Annotated in this window: 17 protein-coding genes and 1 other RNA gene; 14 read left to right on the forward strand and 4 right to left on the reverse strand. The window is 36.6% G+C overall.

All coding sequences use genetic code 11. The features are described 5' to 3' along the window. Positions 1-317: 317 nt before the first annotated feature. Positions 318-2,948 (reverse strand): transglycosylase domain-containing protein, encoded by a 2,631-nt coding sequence (locus ACHUE4_RS02990; protein ID WP_394187849.1) that lies wholly within the window; start codon positions 2,946-2,948, stop codon positions 318-320. A gap of 22 nt (positions 2,949-2,970) precedes the next feature. Further along, on the reverse strand, positions 2,971-3,585 hold the full coding sequence (recU, locus tag ACHUE4_RS02995; RefSeq protein ID WP_394187850.1) for a Holliday junction resolvase RecU: 615 nt from the start codon (positions 3,583-3,585) through the stop codon (positions 2,971-2,973). Positions 3,586-3,763: 178 nt separating this feature from the next. Between recU and ACHUE4_RS03000 the strand changes: the two genes are divergently transcribed. The 9 genes from ACHUE4_RS03000 (at position 3,764) to ACHUE4_RS03040 (ending at position 13,690) form a co-directional block, all read left to right on the forward strand. Continuing rightward, complete coding sequence (locus tag ACHUE4_RS03000) at positions 3,764-3,949, forward strand: hypothetical protein (RefSeq protein WP_394187851.1); 186 nt, start codon at positions 3,764-3,766, stop codon at positions 3,947-3,949. 47 nt (positions 3,950-3,996) lie between these two features. Further along, positions 3,997-4,371, forward strand: coding sequence for a DUF1798 family protein (locus tag ACHUE4_RS03005; RefSeq protein ID WP_394187852.1), 375 nt, complete (start codon positions 3,997-3,999; stop codon positions 4,369-4,371). Next, positions 4,361-6,628 carry a DEAD/DEAH box helicase gene (locus ACHUE4_RS03010; RefSeq protein ID WP_394187853.1) on the forward strand — a complete coding sequence of 756 codons (2,268 nt, stop codon included), beginning with the start codon at positions 4,361-4,363 and terminating at the stop codon, positions 6,626-6,628. The genes ACHUE4_RS03005 and ACHUE4_RS03010 overlap by 11 nt, the downstream gene beginning before the upstream one ends. 14 nt (positions 6,629-6,642) lie before the next feature. Next, a complete protein-coding gene (locus ACHUE4_RS03015) occupies positions 6,643-7,884 on the forward strand; it encodes a ribonuclease H-like domain-containing protein (protein WP_394187854.1) in 1,242 nt (413 codons plus the stop codon). Between the two features lie 191 nt (positions 7,885-8,075). Next, a complete protein-coding gene (gene gpsB / locus ACHUE4_RS03020; protein ID WP_394187855.1) occupies positions 8,076-8,369 on the forward strand; it encodes a cell division regulator GpsB in 294 nt (97 codons plus the stop codon). Between the two features lie 64 nt (positions 8,370-8,433). Beyond that, positions 8,434-8,810: RNase P RNA component class B (rnpB, locus tag ACHUE4_RS03025), an RNA gene on the forward strand. A 110-nt stretch (positions 8,811-8,920) separates the two neighbouring features. After that, positions 8,921-10,057, forward strand: a complete 1,137-nt coding sequence (locus tag ACHUE4_RS03030) for a THUMP domain-containing class I SAM-dependent RNA methyltransferase (RefSeq protein ID WP_394187856.1) — start codon at positions 8,921-8,923, stop codon at positions 10,055-10,057. Between the two features lie 92 nt (positions 10,058-10,149). Further along, a complete protein-coding gene (locus tag ACHUE4_RS03035; protein ID WP_394187857.1) occupies positions 10,150-12,060 on the forward strand; it encodes an ATP-dependent DNA helicase in 1,911 nt (636 codons plus the stop codon). Between the two features lie 127 nt (positions 12,061-12,187). Next, complete coding sequence (locus ACHUE4_RS03040; protein WP_394187858.1) at positions 12,188-13,690, forward strand: carboxypeptidase M32; 1,503 nt, start codon at positions 12,188-12,190, stop codon at positions 13,688-13,690. Positions 13,691-13,803: 113 nt separating this feature from the next. Here ACHUE4_RS03040 and ACHUE4_RS03045 read toward each other — a convergent pair whose 3' ends face one another. Together ACHUE4_RS03045 and ACHUE4_RS03050 are read right to left on the reverse strand one after the other, a co-directional pair. Beyond that, a complete protein-coding gene (locus ACHUE4_RS03045; protein ID WP_394187859.1) occupies positions 13,804-14,817 on the reverse strand; it encodes a sodium:calcium antiporter in 1,014 nt (337 codons plus the stop codon). A 613-nt stretch (positions 14,818-15,430) separates the two neighbouring features. After that, the gene (locus tag ACHUE4_RS03050) at positions 15,431-15,847 is read right to left on the reverse strand and encodes a 5'-nucleotidase C-terminal domain-containing protein (RefSeq protein WP_394187860.1); all 417 of its coding nucleotides are present in this window, start codon (positions 15,845-15,847) and stop codon (positions 15,431-15,433) included. A 224-nt stretch (positions 15,848-16,071) separates the two neighbouring features. Between ACHUE4_RS03050 and ACHUE4_RS03055 the strand changes: the two genes are divergently transcribed. The 5 genes from ACHUE4_RS03055 to ACHUE4_RS03075 all read left to right on the forward strand — a co-directional run bounded on the left by ACHUE4_RS03055 (position 16,072) and on the right by ACHUE4_RS03075 (position 25,250). Further along, positions 16,072-18,237 carry a malate synthase G gene (locus ACHUE4_RS03055; protein ID WP_394187861.1) on the forward strand — a complete coding sequence of 722 codons (2,166 nt, stop codon included), beginning with the start codon at positions 16,072-16,074 and terminating at the stop codon, positions 18,235-18,237. A 454-nt stretch (positions 18,238-18,691) separates the two neighbouring features. Continuing rightward, complete coding sequence (gene aceA / locus ACHUE4_RS03060; protein ID WP_394187862.1) at positions 18,692-19,999, forward strand: isocitrate lyase; 1,308 nt, start codon at positions 18,692-18,694, stop codon at positions 19,997-19,999. A gap of 348 nt (positions 20,000-20,347) precedes the next feature. Further along, the gene (locus tag ACHUE4_RS03065; RefSeq protein ID WP_394187863.1) at positions 20,348-21,001 is read left to right on the forward strand and encodes a zinc dependent phospholipase C family protein; all 654 of its coding nucleotides are present in this window, start codon (positions 20,348-20,350) and stop codon (positions 20,999-21,001) included. Positions 21,002-21,715: 714 nt separating this feature from the next. Beyond that, positions 21,716-22,336: a hypothetical protein gene (locus ACHUE4_RS03070; protein WP_394187864.1), complete on the forward strand. Its 621-nt coding sequence runs from the start codon at positions 21,716-21,718 to the stop codon at positions 22,334-22,336. A 163-nt stretch (positions 22,337-22,499) separates the two neighbouring features. Further along, positions 22,500-25,250, forward strand: a complete 2,751-nt coding sequence (locus ACHUE4_RS03075; protein ID WP_394187865.1) for a type I restriction endonuclease subunit R — start codon at positions 22,500-22,502, stop codon at positions 25,248-25,250. The last annotated feature ends 15 nt before the right edge of the window (positions 25,251-25,265 follow it).

Here is a 25,265-nt window from a genome sequence, read left to right on the forward strand (position 1 = left end):
ACCCCGGCTACCGCTATCATATATCGATATAAAAAATGGTCAACCAGAAAAATCTGGCTGACCTTATAATACGAACGAGTGCTTTAGTTGAAGAAGAACATTGAAAATTAAACTTACTAAAAATTAGAACTAGAAAAACATTGATTATAAACTCAATGTTTTTTTGTATTTCTTTCTATCTGAAAACCACAAAAAAGCACCGCTAAAAGCGATGCTAATATCATTTCTTTTTAAATTGCTATTTGGGGGTTGATTTCGTGTTTTGCACCTCTGAAGAGAACTCCTTATCCATATGTGGATTCGCTTCTTTTGTGTTTTTAAGGTGTATCAGAAGACGATGTGTCTGCTTCTTCATCTTCAGGAGGTGTAGTTTCGTCACCTTCATCAGCTGGAGGTTCTTCTTCATCTGAACCGCCACCATCATCATTGGTGCCGCCATCATCCGTTCCACCTTCGTCATCATCATTTCCGTTTCCGTCTCCATTGCCATTTCCATTACCTTCATTTCCAGAATTCTCATCATCCGGATTTTCTTCTTCAGGTTCTGGTTCTGGTTCAACTTCTTCGGCTTTAATTTCTAAAGTTGCAGAAGCTGGTTCGCTTCGAACGTCATCAGCAATTGCGACTACGATAAATGTATAAGATTTCCCAGGTTCAATCCCTTGAACAATTAATCCTTTTTGGTCAGTTGTTTGAAGGACAGTTGCACCAGCACCATCTACTGATACGGAAACTTCAAAGGAAACAGATACATCATCTTTGCCACGTTTTGGTTTTTTATGGTCCCAAGAAAGAGTGGCAGTTTGATCGACTTCGCTATAATCAGCTTTTAATTTTGAAGGTGCTTCAATTTCAATTTGTTCGTATGTTTCAGAAACTTGTGTTGGCTCACTACCACGAACAAATAATTCAGTTTGCTTCAATTCATCAGGCGTGTAATCACTAGCTAAGCGAAGGGGAGAAGACCCAAGTTCAATTGTAGCTTCAATAACAGAATTTGGTCGTTTGAACTTCGCCGTTTCTTTATTTGCTGAAACATCTGTCATAACTGATTTAAATAAGCGTTGTGCAAATGTGCGTTCATTTCTATCAGCAGTGTTAATTCCCTTATCTCTTTTCTCATATCCCGTCCATACAGAAATTGAGTAATTCGTTGAGTAACCAGCGAACCAAACATCAGGTGCATAGCTACTACCAAGATTGTATTTTTCTTTTTCTTCTTTAGAATAATTGGTTGTACCCGTTTTACCAGCAATATCAACGCCAGAAACAGCAGCTGCAGCTCCTGAAGCACCTCGACGCTCACTAACAACATCTCGTAGCATATCAGTCACCATATAAGCTGTTGAATCTTTCATAGCTGGTGTTGGTTTCGGTTCGAATGAGCGTTTTGTTTTACCATCACGGTATTCAATTGATCGAATCGTATACGGTTCAGTGTAAATTCCCGAGTTACCGAATGCAGCATAAGCAGCAGCCAAATCAATTGTATTCATTCCTGCAAATCCACCAATGGCAGATGATTCATTTCCTAATTTTTCAGTAGGCATACCAAGAGCACTAGCAAAATCTTTGCGTTTTTCTAAATCCACTTCAAGGAATGTCTTAACAGCAGGGACGTTTCGTGAACGATATAAAGCTTCCCGAATCGTCATTTCACCTAAATATTCTCCATCAAAGTTATTGATTTGTTGTCCAGATGTATATTCAAATCGCTCATCATTGGTTGTTTGACCAGTAGACCAGCTTAAATATTCAATCGCAGGGCCATAATCTACTAGTGGCTTAGCCGTAGATCCAATATGTCGATCCTTGCGATCTTCTGCGAAATTAAGTCCACGGTCTGGACCATAATCACGTCCACCACCAATAGCAACAATCGCACCAGTTTTTGTATCGATAACGGTCATACCAGCTTGCATGTTTTCTGTAGGGAAGTTTTCACCCATCAGAGCTTTTTCTACAGATTCTTGTGCTTTAGGATCAAGGGTAGTATAGACCTTTAAACCGTCAGATAAAGAATCGCCGTCACTTTTGCGTTCAATTTCGTTTAAAACAACATCAAGGTATGCATCATACTTTTTAGTACTCGCGGCTTGAACTTTTTCTGCTGGCAGTAAACCTTCGGCAACAGGGATTGCTTGAGCTTTTTCCATTTCAGCCTTAGTGATTTTACCATGCTGTTCCATCAAGCGAAGAACAATATTACGACGCTTTTCAGCTGATTCAGGATGCTTGAAAGGATTAAAATTATTTGGACTTTGTGGCATACCGGCTAATAAAGCCACTTCATGTAATTGTAAATCTTTTAATTCACGACCATAGAAAGATTGTGATGCCGTACCAAAACCATAAATACGTCCAGACATTAAGACTTTGTTAAAGTACATTTCAAAGATTTCTTCTTTTTCATATTCTTGTTCTAACTGATAGGCTAGGTATGCCTCTTGTGCTTTACGTTTTAAGGTTTTTTCATTTTGTAAAAATGAGTTCTTAATTACTTGTTGTGTTAACGTACTAGCTCCTTGAGAACCGAAGCCGCTAGTGAAGTTTGCAATAACAGCACCACCTAAACGGTAGAAGTCAATTCCCATATGGTCATAGAATCGAACATCTTCAGTCGCTAAGATCGCATCTTCCATTAATTTCGGGATTTCTTCATAACCGACATAATCACGATTTTCTGCTCCAAATGTCGCAAATAATTCGTTATTTATATCATAAACTTCAGTTGAAATCGGATCTTTCAGATTTTCTTCTTCTAATGCAGGGGCGGAGCTTGCATAAAATGCAAATAATCCAGCACCAAATAATAACCCGGCAAGTCCTATAATAATGACTGCCATAATGATTTTTTTAAACAATCCCTTTTTAGATGATTGTTTTGATTTCTTTTGTTTCTCTAATTCTTTTCTACGTTGTCCACGAGAACTTTTGTTTTCACTCACGAACGTCTCCTCACTTTCAAAGCTACACAGATTCTTGTGCTAGCATTTTTGTTACAGTCTTCAAATAATCAATCCTAGGAAATGCGCTTGGAGTAATTTCGAATCCTTGTTTCTCGAATTCTTCTAGGGGGATTGATTTTCTTCCATTGCGTATCATAAGATCCCAGGCGATTTTAAGAGGCTGGAATGGGTATAAAAAATACCGATTAATCGATGAAAATCGTACGATTAAAAAAGTTACTCCCTTTTGTTCTATCACTTTCATCATATGGTCTATTTGATGGGCATGAATATTTTTTAAAGGAAACGAAGTCTTATTTTGCGTCTCTTTCGCTTCAAAGTCAATATGCACACCTTGCCAAACACCATTAAAATCAGTTGTAGAAGCAGTTCTGTAGTAAGCCTCTTTAATAACGGCTGCACTTCTAGAAGGGTATTCAACTTTTACTACTTGAATAGGAACAGGCTTCTTATGGATAACTGCCCGACCTTGTTGAAGATAGTATTCGTTCGATTCATTTATTTCATCCTCTAAGGTTTTTCCCCTGTTACTGTATGTGTAATCCTTATTTTTCACTTTTTCTAAAGTTTTTTTTTGAGGACTATAAGATTTTCCGTTTGGGTACTTAATGACCATCGTAACCACCTCGCATATCATCTATCATACCACACCATATTAGACGTATTGAGCCTTAAAAGGTTGCGATGAGCATTGTCGATTCCGAAGAAGTTTTGTCTTATTGCTACTAGTTTTGTCAGGCGTATAGGTTTTTCAGTCAAAACATGAAATGATAACGAAAAGGGAGGGATCCACCATGAAAAAAATTGAAGAAATGATTGAACAGCTATCTTTGTTAGAACATATTTTAGAAGTTCGTTTTCTACAAGAAAGATCCCAGCAAGCATCAACCATCATTGAAAAAGGACATGTATTGGGAAGAGTTTTGAAAGAGGCTGAAGAAACAGTGAAATGGAATGTTTGTTCCCGTAAAAGTGGTTAAATGACGCGATATTTGATAATATAAAGAGAAAAAGGGAGTTGACCGTCATGTCATTATTACACCAAACAAATTTGGTTTATCAAGAGAGTCAACTTTGTTTAGCGCGCCATCTGCAAATGCGTGAAGATGACGCAACTCCGGATTTCTTCGAAACCGTTAAACCGCATGCCGATCATTGGCACTCTTTTCTAATTCAATGGAGAGAAGATTCAAGAGTATGGATTGAAGAGAATCGACCTAAATACATAAGAATCCAACAAATTGATGCCGCAATTGAGGCTTTTAATCAATATTTAGTCCAATCTTTTTATAAAGAAACAGGCAAAAAACGATTTGCACAATCTATTCAATCGACTTGCTATACCTTACAAACCTTTATGAATGCGATTGAACAGGCAGGTGAACAACAAGATGCGAACTAATTTATCAATTGCTGAATTACTAAATGAATGGAAATCAGATGCAGTGATGAAAGAACGGATTGTGCATTGGCATACCGTTCCAGAAAAACCAGCTAGTTTAGCAGATTTCCCTGCAGATTTACATGAATCCATCGTTTCCGCATTAAAAAAGAGAGGCATTACAAAATTGTATTCCCATCAAAGGGAAGCATATGAATTAGCGAGAGCTAACCAATCATTTACGGCAATCACACCTACAGCTTCAGGAAAGTCATATTGTTATCACTTACCTGTATTGCAGTCCATTATTGAAAATCCAGCGTCTCGAGCTTTGTATTTGTTTCCAACAAAAGCTCTGGCTCAAGATCAAAAATCAGACCTGCATGAACTGATCGAACAGATGGATCAATCCATTTTAAGTTATACATTTGATGGTGACACTGCACCGGCCATACGAACAAAAGTTAGAAAAGCAGGACATATCGTCTTAACCAATCCGGATATGCTTCATAGTGGGATTTTGCCTCATCATACGAAGTGGGTTTCATTATTTGAAAACCTTAAATACATTGTCATTGATGAATTACATACATATAAAGGTGTCTTTGGAAGTCATGTAGCACATGTTATTCGTCGATTAAAAAGGATTTGTGCTTATTATGGAAGCAATCCTATTTTTATCTGTACGTCAGCAACCATTTCAAATCCTAAAGAACTTGCAGAGTCTTTAACAAATGAAACGCATCAGTTGATCAGCAAAAACGGGGCACCAGCAGGGATTAAAAATTTCATTTTTTATAATCCTCCAATTGTGCACCCGACATTTGGTATACGAAGAAGTGCCATTTTAGAAGTGAGAGATTTAGCTAAAAGACTCTATAAAGAAAATATCCAAACGATTGTCTTTGCGAAAAGTAGAGTTCGAGTCGAAATGTTAGTGACTTATCTGAAAGAACTTTCAAAAAAGAAAATTCAAGATGAATCTATTCGAGGATATCGAGGCGGTTACCTGCCGTCTGAAAGAAGAGAAATTGAAAAAGGGTTAAGAAATGGTACGATTCAAACCGTCGTCAGTACAAATGCATTAGAGTTAGGGGTTGATATCGGCCAACTTCAAGCATGCATTATGACTGGTTATCCTGGAAACATCGCGAGTGCTTGGCAGCAGGCAGGTAGAGCGGGAAGACGTCAAGATGAAGCGCTTATTATTTATGTTGCGCAATCTACCGCATTAGACCAATATATTGTTAATAACCCTGGTTATCTTTTAGGACAGTCACCTGAAGAAGCACGAATCCATCCAGAGAATTTAATCATCTTAATGGATCATTTAAAATGTGCTTCTTTTGAATTGCCATTTTCTATGACCGATCAATATGGAGAATTTGAAATTCAAGAGTTATTAGCTTACTTAGAAGATGAAGGTATATTGGTCCGTACTTCTGATAAATGGCACTGGATGAGTGATCGGTTTCCAGCACATGAAATTAGTTTACGTTCTGCTTCGCAAGAAAATGTTGTGATTATTGATCAAACGGTTCCTGCGGCAACAAAAGTTCTTGGCGAAATGGATCGATACAGTTCGATGACACTTCTTCACGAAGAAGCAATCTATTTGCACCAAGGTATACAATTTCAAGTTGAAAAATTAGACTGGGAAGAAAAGAAAGCCTTTGTCCGAGAAGTAGACGTAGATTATTTTACTGATGCAAATTTGGCGGTTGAATTAAAAGTAATGAGTGAAGACAAAGTGATTGAATTTGAGCAAGCTTCTATTTATTATGGGGATGTATCCATATTAGCCATGGCTACGATATTCAAGAAAATTCGGTTTGATTCACATGATAATATTGGATCTGGACCAATCCAATTACCACCAGAAGAACTTCATACGTCGTCGAGTTGGATTAGTTTTAATCGTCCCAAAACATGGACAGATTCTATGTTGTCAGATGCCATGACGGGAACAGCTACTTCGATAGGGTTATTCGTACCTTTATTTGTTCAATGTGACCGAAGAGATATTCATGTAGTTGCACAAGTCAAATCAACACATTCTGAATTACCAACTTTCTACGTATACGATAGTTACCCAGGCGGAATTGGGATTAGTGAGCGTGTGTATGAAGTTTGGCCGACCTTATTAGAGCATGTGTATCAACATGTGAAAAATTGTCCTTGCGATCAAGGGTGCCCAGCATGTATTGGAGCTCAAGAAGCGAGCATCGGGATGAAAGATGATGTTTTGAACTTATTAGCGTATCTACAATTACAATAAAAAAGGTGACCTTTATGTCATTCGAAAAGAATTTATTACAAATGAAAAAATTAGTCAAAAAAAAGCCAGCGAAAGAAACATCGTTGGCTTCTTTTGTTATGCCTAGTCCTCCTGCATATTTAGAGACTTGGAAGGATGCTGGATTAGAAGTTATCGAAAATCAATTTGGCCTGGTTTTTTTGAAGAAGACGGTCTATTCTCCTCAATTTTTTCACGGATCCTTTAAGTTATCAGATGTTTTCCATGCCTTCGAATTATGGAACCAACTAGAAGTAGAACATCCCATATCTACAAATGGACAAAATGTTGTTTTTTTTGATACCGAAACGACGGGTTTAAAAGGAACAGGAACTTATATCTTTTTAAGTGGTCAGTTAGTTTTTAAAAATAATCAATTCGAATTAACACAACATTTAATGGCGGATCCTAGTCATGAAACCGCTTTTTTATATGAAACTGGTTTATGGAAGCCAAATCAAACCGTTATTACGTATAACGGAAAAAGTTTTGATTGGCCACAGCTTGAAACAAGATGGACGCTTAACCGAACGTATTTACCGAAATTGTCTCTCCCACATCATATCGATTTACTTCACGGTTCTCGAAGGGTGTGGAAAGGTGATTTAACTCAATTTAAATTAACTAGTATCGAAATTGAAAAGCTAGGATTTAAACGCGTTGGAGATATTCCTGGTCATTTAGCTCCGATTATTTATTTAGATGCTGTGAAAAATGGCGACCCACATGCTTTGTTAAAAGTACTTTACCATAATGAATGGGATATTCTATCGTTGCTTACGTTATTTATCCATTCTTCGAAATTGCTATTAGAAGAGTCTTATACAGAGACAGCATTGACTTCAACGAATATTGGGAAGTGGTTTGCTGATTTAAAAATGTATGAAAAAAGTCAGGATCAATTCGATCAAATCACTTCGACGTATGAAAAAGAAGAGGCATCAATGGCTTTTTATTACATAGGATTTAATTATAAGCGTTTTAATCGGAAGGAAGATGCTTATCAATCGTTTAGAAATGCGTTACTTCACTTACCACTTCAATTTAAAATAAATGCGTATGAAGAACTCGCAAAAATCGATGAACATTTGTTTAAACGATTTAATCAAGCGATTATTTATTCACAAGAAGCTCTTAAATTAATTGAAGCATTACCTGAATTGACTGAGACAAAAAAGATAAAACTAAAGAATGCATTTGAAAAACGATTAAATCGACTTTTGAAGAAGATTGAATAAGATTAGCTTCGTGAAATAAAAAATCATGTCACCAAAAGGCGAGCAGAAGAAATAATCACACTAGATGAAAATAACTAAAATATTTCCCGGGCAACCGCAACCTTCGACAGAAATAATTATAAGAATTGAACGTAAAAATCTAAATTATGATATAATTAGACAAGGTATGCAAAGATGGAAGGACGATGAATATGGAATCAAAATTAAACTCTAAAGATATTTTGGAAAAAGAATTTAAAACGGGACTACGTGGCTATAATCAAGATGATGTAGACCAATTTTTAGACGATATTATTCAAGATTATGAAACATTTGAAATGACAATCGCATCATTAAAAGCTGAGAACAAACGTTTACATGAAGAATTATTAGATGCACCAAAACGACAAGTTTCGTCGCCTTCAAATGGTTCAACGAACTTCGATATTTTAAAAAGACTATCAAATCTTGAAAAACATGTATTCGGAAGTAAGTTGTACGAATAATTGAACATCCCGAGAGTCATTGTTTTCCTAACGAAAATCTTGTATAATGAAGAAACCATTTAGTGAATCCAGGTAATCGCTGCAACGCTTGACGTTGTAGAGGAAAGTCCATGCTCGCACGGTTCTGAGATGACCGTAGTGTTCGTGCTTAGCCAAAAAATAAGCTAAGGCAGTGTAAAAGCTGACGGCGGGAACAACACCTAAGTCTTCGGATATGGTCTAGGTTCTCTGAAAGTGCCACAGTGACGGAGCTGACTCGGAAACGTTTCAGGTGGAACGAGGTAAACCCCACGAGCGAGAAACCCAAATTATGGTAGGGGCACTCTCATGAAGGAATTGAACGGATTGAGGGACAGACTTTGTCTGTAGATAGATGATTACTACTCACTGTACGAGGCTTTAGCCGTTTGAGTACGTGATAACAAAACATGGCTTATTGGGTTTTCTAATGGGTATACTTGACTAAACAAGCTCTCCACTAATTCGGAGAGCTTTTCTTCATATTTAAGATAAAACTGATACTCAACAATAGGTAGAGAAAGGATGAGAAGATGACGACTCATCAATTAGTAGCAACTTCAGCAATGGGGTTAGAATCGATCGTAGCAGATGAAGTGAAAAAATTAGGCTTTGATACAAAAACGGAAAACGGTAAAATTTATTTTGAAGGGGACGAGCGAGCAATTGCGCGTGCTAATATGTGGCTGCGAGTAGCGGACCGTGTCAAAATTATTGCTGGTGATTTCAGAGCGACAACATTCGACCAATTATTTGAACAAACAAAAGCAATCCCTTGGGAAAGATATTTACCAGTAGATGCCGCATTTCCTGTTCAAGGAAAATCAGTTAAATCCAAATTATTTAGTGTTCCCGATTGCCAAGCAATTGTTAAAAAAGCAATTGCTGAGCGATTAAAAATTGCACATAAAAGAATTGGATTTTTAGATGAATCTGGTGCAACATTTAAGATCGAAGTGAGTATATTAAAAGATGTGGTTAAATTAAGCATTGATACGAGTGGTGTTGGATTACATAAACGCGGATACCGTTTAGACCAAGGGGAAGCGCCTTTAAAAGAAACGCTTGCTGCAGCACTTGTGTATATATCAAAATGGAATCCTAACCGACCATTTGTCGATCCTTTTTGTGGATCGGGAACAATTCCTATTGAAGCTGCAATGATTGGGCAAAACTTAGCTCCTGGTTATAATCGCGACTTTATAAGTGAAGATTGGCCTTGGATGTCTCAAAAAATATGGGATGAAGTTCGTTTAGAAGCTGAGGATTTAGCTAATTACGACCAACATTTAGATATCACGGGTACGGATATCGATCCTCGCATGATTGCGATTGCCAAAAACAATGCTATAGAAGCTGGCTTCTCAGATTTGATTCAGTTCAAACAACGTCAAATGCGTGATTTCACAACTACTTCAACAGATGGAGTAATGATTGGAAATCCACCTTATGGTGAACGTATTGGTGAAAGAGAAGTGATTGAAGAAATGATTGGTGACATGGGTCGAATGATGGAAGATCATCCAACCTGGTCTGTCTATATGTTATCTTCAATGGCTGACTTTGAAAATTTCTATGGTCGAAAAGCAACGAAAAAACGTAAATTATTTAATGGGTTTATCGAAACCAACTATTACCAATACTGGGGTAGAAAGTTACCACGGGACTAAATTTTATGTACCAAGAGTAGAATAGAAAGAGTGATCAGCTTGTACCAAAGGGTGCAAGCTGTGTTTTTCTGTTCGAGAGAAGGGAGATTTCCATGAAACAGACTTTACCTTTTGAATTATCTAAAGACCGTTCTTTTTTCGAATCACTTGGTGATTGGATGGGGGACGTTTTATATGACGAACTGCCTGAAAAAGGATTCGAACTTCGTGATGAGCAAATTTTTATGGCTTATCAAATCGAAAAATCGTTAAAAAACAAAAGTGTTCTATTTGCTGAAGCGGGTGTTGGTACTGGAAAAACGATCGCATACCTATTACCAGCTATTGCTTATGCAAGGTACACTGGGAAGCCTGCTTTAATATCATGTGCTGACGAAACATTAATTGATCAGCTGGTGAAAAAAGAAGGAGACATTCAAAAACTTCAAGATGCTTTGGGGTGGAATATTGATGTCCGACTAGCTAAATCTAGGGATCAATATTTATGTCTGAAAAGAATGGAACATGAACAAAAAAATGATGACGAAGAATTTCTTGAACAAATTGAAGATGGCATTCCTGATTTTGTTTATGGACATCAATCGATGCAAAAAGTTTATCCGTATGGGGAACGAAGTGCATTTCCAGAAGTAAGTGATGAAGATTGGCAGAAAGTTAACTACCATCCGATTCAACAATGTGCGGTTTGTGACATTCGCAATCGTTGTGGACAAACGATCCACAGACAAAACTATCGTGAAGCAGGTGACTTAATCATCTGTTCACATGACTTCTTAATGGAACATATTTGGACGAAAGAGTCTCGAGTACGTGAAGGCCAGTTGCCCTTACTTCCTGAAGTTTCGATGATTGTTTTGGATGAAGGACATTTGTTAGAACATGCTGCACAGCGTGCTCTTACCTATGAAGTTCAGAGTCAAACACTTGAAACACTGATTGACCGTCTCGGAGGAGAAGGTGTTCGAGAGAAAACATTGAGATTGTTAGAAGTTTTACAAGAGTCTCATGATGAATTCTTTAAAGAATTACTACTCCATTCACATGGTGAAGCTGGTGGAAGACAACATATTCAAAAATCCGAAACCGTGTTAAATCAGGGACGTACCCTTGTGAAAATCGTTCATCAATTACTAGAGGAGTTTGTTTTTGAATCTGAACTTTATACGATGGATGAGTATGATTTAAGAATGGCTGAAGAATACCTGGAACAGTATGCGTTTTCTCTGCAATTATTTGTTCAACAGGGAGACGCGGTTGATTGGTTAGAAGAACTAAACGGTATCGAAACATTGGTTATTATGCCTCGTTTAGTAACTGATATTTTGAATGAAAAGCTCTTTACGAAAAAACTGCCAGTTGTCTTTTCTTCTGCAACGTTATCAGTTAAAAAAGACTTTACTTATATTGCAGATTCACTTGGAATTGAACAACATCATTCCTTTAGTGTGGCATCTCCCTTTGACTATGAAGAGGTTATGAAAATTGAAGGTCACACGGTAGAAGCAAATGAAAAACAGGCAAAAGTAATCGAAATTTTAAGCACATCACTTGAACCAACCTTGTTATTATTTAAAACAAAGCATGATATGTTTATGTTTGAACAATCTCTTACGGTTGATGAAAGAGTGACAATGGTCTTTGAAGGTGAACGGGAGTTATCATCCATTGTTCGAGATTTCCAAGCTGGTAGAATATCTGTACTTTGCTCGTATCATCTATGGGAAGGCTTAGATTTGCCAGGCCAATCATTAACAAGAGTCATTTTGTTTGATTTACCTTTCCCTCCGAGCGACCCATTATTTGATGCGAAAAGAGATTTCTCGAATGATCCATTTGAAGAAGTCGATATGCCATTTATGTTGCTACGTCTTCAACAAGGGATTGGTCGTCTTATCCGAACGTCGGCTGACCAGGGCGTTATCCACTTACTCTTAACAGAACAAGAAAAAATGGTTCAAGACCGTTTTACAGACATTTTGCCAGTTGAAATCAATTGGAAATAAAAAACAAAAATCTACTGAGTAAGTCGAACTTTTGACTCGCTCAGTAGATTTTTTTGTATTCTGTTCCAAACAATTCTGACTTTATGTTAAAGTCTAACTATACATATAAAAATGGGGGGATTTTCAGATGAGTACAAGTGTTGAGTTTTTAGAGTATATGAAAAAAATACAATCATACTCAGAAGCAATTGGGTTAATGTACTGGGATTTGCGTACAGGAGCACCTAAAAAGGGAACCGATCAACGTTCACAAGTAATTGGGACACTATCATCCGAAGTGTTTAACATGAGAACATCTCCTGAATTAGAAAAGATGCTTATTGAATTAGAAAAAGATTTTGATTCGTTAGATGAAATCACAAAAAAGTCATACGAAGAGGCTAAAAAAGAATTCGATATGAGTAAAAAAATCCCGCCAAAAGAATACAAAGACTATGTTATTTTGATTTCTAAAGGTGAAACAGTTTGGGAAGAAGCGAAAGATAAGAACGACTTCGACATGTTCCTTCCATATTTAAAAGACATTGTGGAAACGAATAAACGATTCGTTAATTATTGGGGAGTAAAAGACAATAACCCATATAACACATTACTCGATCTATACGAACCTGGCATGACTACAGAAGTATTAGATGAAGTATTTGGTGAATTACGAAGCAAGATAGTTCCTTTAGTGAAAAAGATTTCAGAATCAAGCAATCAACCATCAACAGATTGCCTCTTCAAGCACTTTCCAAAAGAAAAACAAAAGCAATTTAGCTTAGATATTTTAAAACAGCTTGGTTACGATTTTAACGCCGGTCGCTTAGACGAGACCGTACATCCATTTGCAACAGGTCTGAACCGTGGAGACGTTCGAATCACAACTAAGTATGATGAAAAAGATTTCCGCTCCGCAGTATTTGGAACGATTCACGAATGTGGCCATGCACTTTATGAACAAAATATTTCAGCTGATATCGATGGATTGCCAATTTGCACAGGTACATCGATGGGAATTCATGAATCCCAATCATTGTTCTATGAAAATTTTGTCGGTCGCAACGAAAACTTCTGGAAAAACAATTATGAAAACTTACAATCCTATGCGCCAGAACAATTTGGGAAAGTTTCAGCTGAAGATTTCCTCAGAGCGATTAATGTAGCGAAACCATCTTTAATTCGTATTGAAGCAGATGAATTAACATACGCTCTGCACATCATGATTCGCTATGAAATTGAAAAAGGCTTATTCAACGGAGATATGAAAGTAGAAGATCTACCTCAGATTTGGAATGATAAATATGAAGAATATCTGGGTGTTCGACCAAGTACGAATGCAGAAGGTGTATTACAAGATGTTCACTGGTCAGGTGGATCGTTCGGATATTTCCCATCGTATGCTTTAGGATTCCTTTACGCAGCTCAACTAAAAGCAGCGATGCTTAAAGACATACCGAACTTTGATGAGCTTTGCGCAACTGGAGAATTAGAATCCGTGAAGAATTGGTTAACTGATAAAGTACACCGTCATGGTGCAATGAAGAAACCGTTAGAAATTCTACAAGAAGCGACAGGCGAGGGACTAAATGCTTCGTATTTAGTGGCTTATTTAGAAGAGAAATATACACGAATTTATCAGTTAGATTAGAGTTTTAAAAGGCAATTCACAGGTTACAAAGAACTACACGAAAAAATAAGCATACCATAATCTAATGAACACAAGAAACGAGCGGGACTAAAGCCTCCGCTCGTTTCTCTATATCATATCCCTCCATTGAAAATAAGATAGGTGGCAACGAAATATCCAATTATTATTAGTAAAGAAGGAATTACATATGAAATTGAAGAAGGAACGTGTTTCCGTAGTATTGAAATCATGACCAATATGGATAAGATTGTTACAGTAATGGCTGTGATTTCATGTGTTGGAGCAACATTTGAAAGAATTGGGCCTTTTCGATAGACAATATCCGTACCCATTAGTATTAGCATATTGAAAATATTACTTCCTAGGATTGATCCAATCGCAATATTTATATTTCTTAATCTTAAAGCAATAAATACAGCAACAGCTTCAGGGAGTGAGGTAGTTGCTGCCAAGAGGAAACTACCTACGAAAGTAGATCCGAGCCCGGTTACTTCCGCAATTTTATCTCCAAATATGGATAACAAAGTTCCTGCTATCATGATGACTACAGCAGCAAGAAAAAAATTTAATACTGCTTGTCTAATGCTAGTTGTTTTTCTGGATTTGGAATTATTCACTTCTTTTTGATCGAAGTCCAGATCCGTCATTTGATTATCAGGCAACCCTTCAGAAACTATGCTTATAACATACATGCCTATCCCATAAACAATGGCTATCAAGAATGAATCTAAGCCTATCCCGAACAGCATTATATTCAATTTACTGACCATTGCAATGAGGGTCATTGTAGATAGAATTAGCCCTAATCCTGCAGTATATAGATGACCTCTAATTGATGAATGAAAGAATCGGATTTTTCTATAATAAACATCAAAACATGCAATTATAAAGATGTTAAACATGTTTGATCCTAACATATTTCCAACAGCAATATCTGGATTTGCAATTAATACTGAAGAAATACTAGTCGTCACTTCTGGGAGTGATGTTGCGCCGCCTAACAAAACCGTGCCGACAAATAATCCACCTAAAGAAGTTCTTCCGCTTAATACATCTGCATTGTTAGACAGTTCAATCGCCGCTAAAATTGTAACGATTGCAGCCAATCCAAATAATATAAAGACCATTATTCTCCCCCCTTTTTTGCGGAAAAACTTCAATAAAAATGCCAATTATAACATTCTATTAAACAATAGGACGAGTAATTCCAAAACTATCTAAACAACTAAATTACTACGATTTTTTATGATTTATTACCTAATCTAATTATTTAATTGGAATAAAAATATAAGTAGGTTTCCACACTCGTATGTAAATGACCATGGCAATATAATTTAGAAAACAAGTGAAACAAACCTCGCTATTACCTTTAAAAAAGGCAATCCACCGGCTGTTATGTACGCCACGCGCTCTACAACTTACAAAATCTAAGTGTTTTATGTTCTTATTAATGGGAAAATATCGGTCTACCAATAAAAAAGGCTACCGAAATTACAATTTCGGCAGCGGCTATGAGCAGACGGTTATTTTTGAGGTAAGAAAATAATTATAGATGAAATGAAACGAACGGGGGGTAAGGGTACTTCTAGTTTTTCATTTAAACTATTCAAAGGCAGAAAGGCTGCCGTAGAGAAATTCCGGCAGCTGATCTTGGTTAAAAATGAAAATAATTAATGACAATTTAACTAAAAAAACAACCGATCAATTCACGATAAAAACTCCTTGTATCCTTGTAAATGTCTATACACTTACGATATCCGACCCTTTTTCGACTTTGAAGTGTCCTGTTTTATCCAAGTAATTTTTAATTGCATCAACCGCTTTAATACGTTGATACTCCTTCTTTTCTTCAAACTTTTTAAAGAGTTGACCGCCTGCGCTGACAATTTTATATTCTTTATTTAAGTCAATATTCTCTCCCGCTATTTGTAAGGATTGAATTCGATGCCCTTTTGGATTATAAGGTTTATAGGTCATGTTTAATCCACTGGAACGTAGAATATATCCACCTTTTTGATCAAATGGATCAGAAGAATATACTTGCTCCAAATTACTTTCTAAGACATTTCGTAACGTTTTCCCATCAAGTTCAATCGTAAATAATTCAGGGTTAGTGACATCACAATGGGGAAATTGGGTAAAAACACAATCAAACATAACCATCACTCATTTTGGTTTACACTGCCCCTTTATATAGAGACATAACACAAACACATCCATTTTCATTGGATGTGTTTTTTTTGCCGTAATTATATGCGTACTCACAATAGAAAGAGACATTGAAAAAGAAAAAATTCTTTTTTATTTTTTCACAAAAAGTATTATGTTGTAATACAATGTAATATATATTTACTGTTATATAACAACGAAGGGGAGATTTAGTGATTGAACGCAACGGTTTAAACATAGCCAAAGAACTGTACCAGTTTATTGAAGATGAAGCTTTGCCAGGCAGTAATGTTTCCAGTGAGGATTTCTGGAAAGGGTTCAGTCAACTAATTTTAGATATGGTTCCAAAAAATAGAGACCTGTTAAGACGAAGAAATCAGCTTCAAGAAGAGATTGATCAGTGGCATGAGCAAAATGAGTGGTCAGAAAATCGAGCTGAATATGAAGCGTTCTTAAAAGACATTGGTTATTGGGAACCAACAAAGGAGCCCTTTACCATTACAACTTCAAATGTGGATGATGAAGTAGCTATTCTAGCTGGGCCACAATTAGTTGTACCAGTTAATAATGCTCGATACGCACTTAATGCAGCAAATGCTCGGTGGGGAAGCTTATATGATGCACTTTATGGAACGGATGTAATCGATGAACAAGATGGTGCGGAAAGAGGAACTACTTACAATCCGCAAAGAGGAAACAAGGTTGTTGAATATGCACGACAATTTTTAGATCAAATTGCGCCATTAGAACAGGGCTCGCACGCATTTTCAACACAATATCGAATTGAACAAAATCAACTAGTCGTTAATCAAGGAACGAAACAAACCGTTTTAAGTGCTCCATCAAAAATTATAGGATTCACTGGAGACCCATCTTCGCCAACTGCGATTCTCCTTCAAAACAATGGGTTGCATGTAGAAATCCAATTTGATCGACAACATCCGATTGGCATGACGGATCAAGCTGGAATAAAAGACTTACTAATTGAGTCGGCTATATCGACGATTATGGATTGTGAGGATTCAGTTACTGCAGTTGATGCAGAAGACAAAGTCATCGTTTATCGAAACTGGCTAGGATTGATGAAGAGAACGCTTGAGGCAACATTTAAAAAAGGTCAACGTGAAGTTATAAGAACGTTAAATGAGGACAGAAAGTATCAAACAATAAGTGGAGATGAACTCACTTTACGTGGTCGCTCGCTTTTGCTGGTACGAAATGTAGGGCATTTAATGACCTCGAATATGATTTTAGATCAGCATAATCAAGAAGTGCCAGAAGGAATCATTGATACTGTGATAACAAGTTTGCTTGCAAAGCATGATCTCTTAGGAAATGGAAAGGTTCGCAATTCTGAGAAGCGTTCTGTCTATATTGTGAAACCTAAAATGCATGGGTCGGCAGAAGTGGCATTTGCCAATGAACTGTTTAACCGTGTGGAAGACCTATTAGGACTTGAACGCTATACATTGAAAATTGGTGTTATGGATGAAGAGCGTAGAACATCTCTTAATCTCGAAAATTGCATTCGAGAAGTAAAAGACCGGATCGTTTTTATTAATACAGGCTTTTTAGATCGAACGGGTGACGAAATTCATACTTCTATGCTAGCGGGTCCTGTCATTCGTAAAAATGAAATGAAAAGTTCAAAATGGCTTCAAGCTTATGAAAAATCAAATGTGGATACAGGACTAAATTGTGGACTGCCAGGTCGTGCGCAAATCGGTAAAGGCATGTGGGCAATACCAGATCATATGAAGGGTATGATGGAGCAAAAAGTGGGTCATTTAAAAGCTGGAGGAAACACGGCTTGGGTACCATCCCCAACTGCAGCAACTTTGCATGCTCTTCATTATCATCAATTGTCGGTAACTGAAGTTCAAGAAATCTTGAAGCATGAGACTCGAGACAGAAAAGCTGACATCTTAACACTACCAATATCGAATGGGAGATGGTCTGCAAATGATATCCAACGAGAGCTCGACAATAATGCACAAGGGTTACTTGGATACGTAGTTCGTTGGGTTGAGCATGGTATAGGTTGTTCAAAAGTGCCTGATATTCATAATGTAGGGTTAATGGAAGATCGAGCGACATTACGTATTTCAAGTCAGCATATGACCAATTGGCTTCATCACGGTATATGCACAGAAAGTCAACTACTCGAGACATTAAAACGAATGGCGAAAGTAGTAGATGAACAAAACAGTGAGGATCCTACTTATCAACCGATGTCGTCAGATTTTGAGCATTCCATTGCTTTCCAAGCCGCCTGCGAACTTGTTTTTCAAGGTAAAAACCAACCTAATGGATACACCGAGCCAATTCTACATCGTCGGCGTCAAGAATATAAGAATCGGTTGTATGCGAAAAATTAAACCATGGCTTTTGTAAATGGTTCTGTTTGTTATTTAAGGTCAAATAGCGCTAGCCACTCGTTCCACATGTTCCAACAAGTATGAAAAATGAACATACTTGTTGGTATCAAGCTTTACGTTAGGCGCAAATGACTCTTTCACTTGTTTTTCAATATCAACAGCATTGTTTAAAGTGGCTTAATAAAAAAATATTTAAAAAAAGAGGGATTTACATGCAAGAGCAAAAAAGAGAATTCATTTCAAAAGATGATTCCCAAGGAGTGTTTTCCGATTCGAAGAATGACATAAGACTACTGAATACATGCCTAACATGCGGGCAAGAATTTACTAGTTTCAAAGAGTGTATTCAGTGCTGTGCAGATATCGATTAAATTTTTTTGGCCTACTTGTTATATAACAATAATGTAATGTTTGTGTGTATTAAGATAATTAAAGTAAAAGGGAGATAGAAAAATTGGGAAATCGCAAACAGCAAGCTGACGCATTAACGAAAAGTTGGAGTGAGGATCGTTGGAATGGTGTAGAACGTTCGTATACAGCTGAACAGGTCATCAAATTAAGAGGTTCAATCGTAGTTGAACAAACACTTGCTACTTTAGGTGCTAACAGGCTTTGGGATCTTGTGAATAAAGAAAACTATGTGAATGCACTCGGCGCACTGACTGGAAATCAAGCGATGCAACAAGTAAAAGCGGGATTGAAAGCAATTTATTTGAGTGGTTGGCAAGTAGCTGCGGATGCCAATCTTTCAGGGCATATGTATCCAGACCAAAGCCTGTATCCAAGCAATAGCGTACCACAAGTTGTGAAACGAATTAATCAGACATTGCAACGTGCTGATCAAATTCAGCAAGCGGAAGGTAAGGGCGATACATATTGGTACGCCCCGATTGTAGCGGATATGGAAGCTGGGTTTGGTGGAACACTGAATGTATTTGAATTAACGAAAGCGATGATTGAAGCGGGAGCAGGTGGGGTTCATTTAGAAGACCAACTTTCCTCTGAAAAGAAATGTGGTCACCTGGGAGGAAAAGTCTTGCTTCCTACTCAAACTGCCATCCGCAATCTGATTGCTGCACGTTTAGCGGCAGATGTTATGGGTGTACCGACGGTAATAATTGCTCGTACTGATGCAAATGCGGCTAATCTAATCACGAGCGATGTGGACCCGTATGATCATCAATTTATTACTGGTGAGCGGACGCCGGAAGGATTCTATCATACGAATGACGGGATCGAACAAGCGATTGCTCGAGGTCTTGCGTATGCGCCATATGCAGATTTAATTTGGTGTGAAACGTCTGAACCAAATATTGATGAAGCTCAAAAGTTTGCTGAAGCCATTCATGCGAAATTCCCTGGCAAACTGCTTGCTTATAACTGCTCTCCTTCATTCAATTGGAAAAAGAAACTGGATGAAAAAACAATTGCAAACTTCCAACAAGAGCTTGGGAAAATGGGCTACAAATTCCAATTCGTTACACTCGCTGGCTTCCATGTATTGAATTACGGGATGTTCGAACTTGCGAAAGGATATAAAGAGAGAGGCATGTCTGCTTATTCTGAGTTGCAGGAAGCGGAGTTCGCGGCTGAACAAGACGGCTACACAGCAACTCGCCATCAGCGTGAGGTTGGAACAGGTTACTTTGATGAAATTTCACTCGTCATTTCAGGAGGAACATCATCCACTACGGCGTTATCAGGTTCAACGGAAGCAGAACAATTTCAAAACGAGGAAGTAGCGGCTTTAGAAGCGAAATGATAACTAACGCCTCTTGATCAAGCGAATCACCACACGTTATGTTTTACACTGCCTCTTTATAATGAGATATAACTAAGTACTACAATAACAGGAATAACCGTCATCACCTTCTTAGGGGTAGACGGTTATTTTCTGTTTACCAAAGAATTTGGGGGGATAGAGATGATAATTGAAAAATAACTATTCTCACGATCTTGTCATTTAGACGAATAGCGTAACGTAGAGCTAGCCCTAAATATTTCTACTATTATGATATAAACCATATACCATTAAAATCTCAAATGGTAAAATATGATAATAACATAAAATGTACATTAAGAAAGACGGTGTTTTATGGGTTCTAGAATTATGCATTACTGTATTTCATCACTAATTGCGGATAAGCTAGAAATCGAACATAAAAGTGAGTTTATGCTCGGAGGGATTGCACCTGATATACACGGTCTAATGGGTGTAGCAAAAGGTGTCACACATTTTAAGGATTTTGACGACAATGGAAAGAGCCATATAAATATTATGAGATTTTATGAGACGTATAAGCATGTTATACATGAACCCTTTTATCTTGGATATTTGTGTCACCTAGTATCCGATGTCGTATGGTTGGATGTATATTTTGAAATCGTGGAATACGTTTCACCAGAGCAGTGGGTTGAGAAGTTGAACATCGCTTATGGTGACTTTGGAAAACTAAATAGAAGGATTATAGATCACTACTCTCTTAGGCTTCAACATCATGAAATTCCTATTATAAGCATTTGCAATTATAACGTTGATTTCTTGCCAACCTTAGTCGAATTGCTTGGTGACGATTTCTCAAGCAATGAAGAATTTAAGCAGGAACCATTGGAGTTATTTAATAATGACAATAGTCAAATACATGATTATATTAGCAGATCAGTTACTCAGTGCATCGATACACTAACTAATTTAAATATCATTGACACTTTAAATTCTATACACCCTGAAAACCCGAAAATTAAACTTATTAATAAACGGTAAAACGTTTGTAGTGAGCAGTAGAGTTTATTTTAAAGTAAAACACCATACAACACATATCTTAAGGAGGAATAGTCAGATGAAAATGTATTTGTTTTTGGGTCTAGTCCTTCTTTCTGTATCTATTTTTACGTTAATTAACTCTGAACATGACAATCTTTTAGTCCCAATTATAAACATGACATTAGCTCTACTACTTTTAAAACTAGGCTTTTCTACACTCAAGGGAAAAAATAGACAATCAAGTGTATTTTTATTGATTGCATCTGGACTCCTATTTATCTTTACTTTAGCAAAACTATTTTTTAACTAACCCCATGAGAACGCGTGTTCTTTATTAGTGGGTGTGATCGAACTAATTAAAATCATTTCTTAAAGATGCAAACCAGAGGGAAATAATCTGAAAAGTCAATGAATCGAGTTGTCTATAGGTTAAGACAAGACCGGATTGTCTTAACTAAATGAAATTTGTGAATTATATGGACCTTTGAATAATTTTCGACGGGGATTAAAGTTCTCTATATACGAAACTGTATTACTGAACGATATTTAACGCATTGATACCACCAAAAATGTTTACCAATATTAAATTCCAAATTAAACAATCCCTGTTCTTATTACAATTGATAATATTTTTGAAACTTTTTACCATTACTTTTCGTAACTAATAAAAATATATATGACTAGTTTTTGTATGAAAAATAAAGGGGGTTTACTATGAGTATCGAGAAGAAGGTATCTTTAGGTTTAACACAATTTATTAAATACACTTTAAAAGGCAGTGGAGCACAGGCAAACATGGTAAGACAAATAAAATATCAAGACGAATATCATCCAGCCTTTGATTATTGGAAAACATTAAGAGATGGAATCATTAAATATCACTCGGAAAATCACGATACTGATTATCTGTATGAATTAATAAATTCTGTGGATCTAAAAAAACAAGAAAACTATAGAAATGCAATTAAAGAGTATTTGAAATTTTTTAAGAAGAAAGAGGTTGTATGGTTTGATCCAGGTAAAGCGCATTGGTCAATTAACGATGTACTAATACGTTCCAGCCCAGAATTAGGGCTTATTATTGATGGACAGCCATATTTAATAAAGCTATATTTTGCTGGAAAGAAAGAAAAAATAGATAAGCGTATTTGTAAAGATTCGTTAACGTTGATGCAAAATTCTATCTTCGATAAAACAATAGAAGATACTGTGAAATTTGGTATATTTAATATCCAGAAATCAAAACTAATAGTTAATGACAATTTTAACGAAGATGATCTTATAGCATTAGAAGCACAAGCAGTACAGTTTATGTATATTTGGAACAAAATATAAATGTAATCATGAAAGCAAATAAATTTAATAGATTTATTTGCTTTTTAATTTCACTTTGCAACTTGATTACCATTCCTTATATCTACTAGAAACAAGGTACAGTGGGTAGTTACTGTGGTAAAATTATGGGAAAAGACTCATGGCCATAAAGGGGGAATTTTAAATGGCTTATCAATCAGAACAACAATTAGAGAACGAAATGATTCGTCAGCTCATTCAACTTGGCTATGAAAAGGTCTCAATCCCTTCCGTAGAACATTTACAACAAAATTTCCGTAAACAAATCAACCGCATAAATACAGAAAACCTAGATGGAACGCCATTATCAGATAAAGAATTTGAACGCTTACTCTTGCAAATAGAAGGGAAAAGTGTTTTTGAGTCTGCGAAAATACTTCGTGATAAAGAAACGATTACACGTGATGACGATAGCACGCTTTACTTGGTTTTATATGATACACAAAATTACAAGAACAATCATCTTCAAGTAACGCATCAAACTACTGTTATAGGAAGATATACAAATCGCTATGATGTTACGCTACTCATTAACGGGTTACCAGTGGTGCAAATTGAGTTGAAACGCCGTGGACTTCACTTTGCTGAGAGCTATAACCAAATCATGCGCTACCGCAAAGACTCATACGGTGGTTTATTTAACTATCTGCAACTGTTCGTGGTGTCTAATGGTGTGGATACAAAGTACTTTGCGAATTCTGATCGTGAACCGATGAAGAGTCACATGTTCTTTTGGTCAGACGATTCGAACAAGCGAATCGCACAATTAGAAGATTTCACTAAAACATTTTTCGAACCAGTTATGCTTCAAAACCTTATTAACAAATATATGATCGTAAACGAAACGGACAAACACTTAATGGTCATGCGGCCTTATCAAATTTATGCCGTGGAAAATATTATCAAACAAACACTTGAAAATGAAGAAAATGGCTATGTGTGGCATACAACGGGAAGTGGGAAGACACTCACTTCATTTAAAACAAGTGAACTTCTATCTCAAGAGGAGAAGATTAAAAAAGTAATTTTCCTAGTCGATCGAAAAGACTTAGATGCACAAACAATGCAGGAATTTAATAAGTTCGAAAAAGGCTCAGTTGATACAACAGATAAAACAGACGTTTTAGTGAATCAACTTCAAGACCCACTTAGAAAGCGAATTATCACAACCATTCAAAAGATGGCCAATGCGGTGAAGAATTCACGATACGAATCTATCATGAAGCTTTACGAAAATGAAAAAGTCGTATTCATTATTGATGAATGTCATCGTTCTCAATTTGGTGAGATGAACCGTTTAATTAAAAAGCATTTCAAAAAAGCGCAATATATTGGTTTTACAGGTACCCCTCGCTTTGTTGCGAATAAAAGCCAAGATGGCCGCACAACATCTGACTTATTTAAAGAATGTCTTCATACATACCTGATTAAAGATGCCATCAATGATGGGAACGTATTAGGTTTTTCGGTTGAATATATTCGTACGATTAAAGGTAAAGAAGGGATAGACGATGTAACAAAGGCTCCAGGTATTGACCAACAAGAGCTATGGATGTCTGAATCTCGAATTACGAATATCGCTAAACACATTACGGATGTTCATGGGAATAAAACGAACAATAAAAAATACACAGCTATTTTAACCGTTGAAAGTATTCCAGCAGCTATTAAATATTACGATGCTTTCAAAAAACTAGACACAAAGCTGAAAATCACATCCATTTTCACTTATGGAACCAATGAAGAAAGTGTAGAAAATCAAGAACACTCTAGACATTCTCTTGAGCGCATCATTACAGACTATAATGGAGAATTTGGGACGAACTTCTCTACAGATAAGTTCTCATCATATTTTGCGGATGTCTCAAAGAAAATAAAAACTACTCAAATAGATTTGTTAATTGTAGTGGATATGTTCTTAACTGGCTTTGACGCAAAAACACTTAGTACTCTTTATGTCGACCGTAACTTGAAACACCATAACTTGATTCAAGCCTTTTCACGAACTAATCGTGTAGAAGGTCCAAAGAAAATGTACGGCAACATCGTTTGTTATCGTAATTTAAAAGACGCTACGGACGAAGCAATTCGTTTGTTCTCACAAACTGGAGATACAGGTGTTGTATTAATGAAAGAATACAATCAATATCTTGCTGATTTTAAGGATCAATTGGAGATTTTACTGCAAGTTGCAAACTCGCCTCAAACAGTTGATGATCTTGAAGGTGAAACAAAACAAAAAGAATTTGTTATAGCTTTCCGCGATCTCACAAAAGTCCTTACAAAACTTAAAACGTTTGTGGAATTCGATTTTGAAGCAGAAGAGCTTGGTATTGATGAGCAAACCTATCAAGATTTTCGAAGTAAATATCTTCATCTGTATGAAATCAATCAGAAAACAGAAGTTCAGAAAGTTTCTGTCATTGATGACGTCGATTTTGAAATTGAATTGATGCAAACAGATCGTATTGATGTGGATTATATTCTTGAATTGTTACGTAATATTAACTTTGAAGATAAACAAGAACGTGATGTTGCGGTAAGAAGAGCGATTAAAGAAGTAAATGCCTCAGCTAGTGACGAAATGCGTTTGAAACGAGATTTATTGCTTGAATTCCTGAAACGTGTAGCTCCAACACTCACAAACAATGATTCTGTTGATCAAAAATTCCATGATTTCGAAAATGATAGACGGAAACAAGAAATTCAACTAATGTCACAGCAACTCCAAGTGGCAGAAGAAAAGCTAGAATATTTCTTGCATGAATTTGAGTTCAAAGGAGTTTCTCCAGACCAAGAAATCAACGATGCCATTAAAGCCCCATTCAAAGAAAAGCGAAAACGCGTGCAAGCCTTGAAAGATTTTATTTATTCCAATGTACGCAAGTACTCATAAATTGAGGAGATTTTA

This window comes from Paenisporosarcina quisquiliarum (genome assembly GCF_043641925.1).
Taxonomy (GTDB): Bacteria; Bacillota; Bacilli; order Bacillales_A; family Planococcaceae; genus Paenisporosarcina; species Paenisporosarcina quisquiliarum_A.

Excerpts from the sequence above, each read along its gene's own strand:
- recU (WP_394187850.1), bottom strand. The coding sequence starts at position 3,585 with ATGGTCATTAAGTACCCAAACGGAAAATCTTATAGTCCTCAAAAAAAA.
- ACHUE4_RS03000 (WP_394187851.1), top strand. The coding sequence starts at position 3,764 with ATGAAAAAAATTGAAGAAATGATTGAACAGCTATCTTTGTTAGAACAT.
- ACHUE4_RS03005 (WP_394187852.1), top strand. The coding sequence starts at position 3,997 with ATGTCATTATTACACCAAACAAATTTGGTTTATCAAGAGAGTCAACTT.
- ACHUE4_RS03010 (WP_394187853.1), top strand. The coding sequence starts at position 4,361 with ATGCGAACTAATTTATCAATTGCTGAATTACTAAATGAATGGAAATCA.
- ACHUE4_RS03015 (WP_394187854.1), top strand. The coding sequence starts at position 6,643 with ATGTCATTCGAAAAGAATTTATTACAAATGAAAAAATTAGTCAAAAAA.
- gpsB (WP_394187855.1), top strand. The coding sequence starts at position 8,076 with ATGGAATCAAAATTAAACTCTAAAGATATTTTGGAAAAAGAATTTAAA.
- ACHUE4_RS03030 (WP_394187856.1), top strand. The coding sequence starts at position 8,921 with ATGACGACTCATCAATTAGTAGCAACTTCAGCAATGGGGTTAGAATCG.
- ACHUE4_RS03035 (WP_394187857.1), top strand. The coding sequence starts at position 10,150 with ATGAAACAGACTTTACCTTTTGAATTATCTAAAGACCGTTCTTTTTTC.
- ACHUE4_RS03040 (WP_394187858.1), top strand. The coding sequence starts at position 12,188 with ATGAGTACAAGTGTTGAGTTTTTAGAGTATATGAAAAAAATACAATCA.
- ACHUE4_RS03045 (WP_394187859.1), bottom strand. The coding sequence starts at position 14,817 with ATGGTCTTTATATTATTTGGATTGGCTGCAATCGTTACAATTTTAGCG.
- ACHUE4_RS03050 (WP_394187860.1), bottom strand. The coding sequence starts at position 15,847 with ATGTTTGATTGTGTTTTTACCCAATTTCCCCATTGTGATGTCACTAAC.
- ACHUE4_RS03065 (WP_394187863.1), top strand. The coding sequence starts at position 20,348 with ATGCATTACTGTATTTCATCACTAATTGCGGATAAGCTAGAAATCGAA.
- ACHUE4_RS03070 (WP_394187864.1), top strand. The coding sequence starts at position 21,716 with ATGAGTATCGAGAAGAAGGTATCTTTAGGTTTAACACAATTTATTAAA.
- ACHUE4_RS03075 (WP_394187865.1), top strand. The coding sequence starts at position 22,500 with ATGGCTTATCAATCAGAACAACAATTAGAGAACGAAATGATTCGTCAG.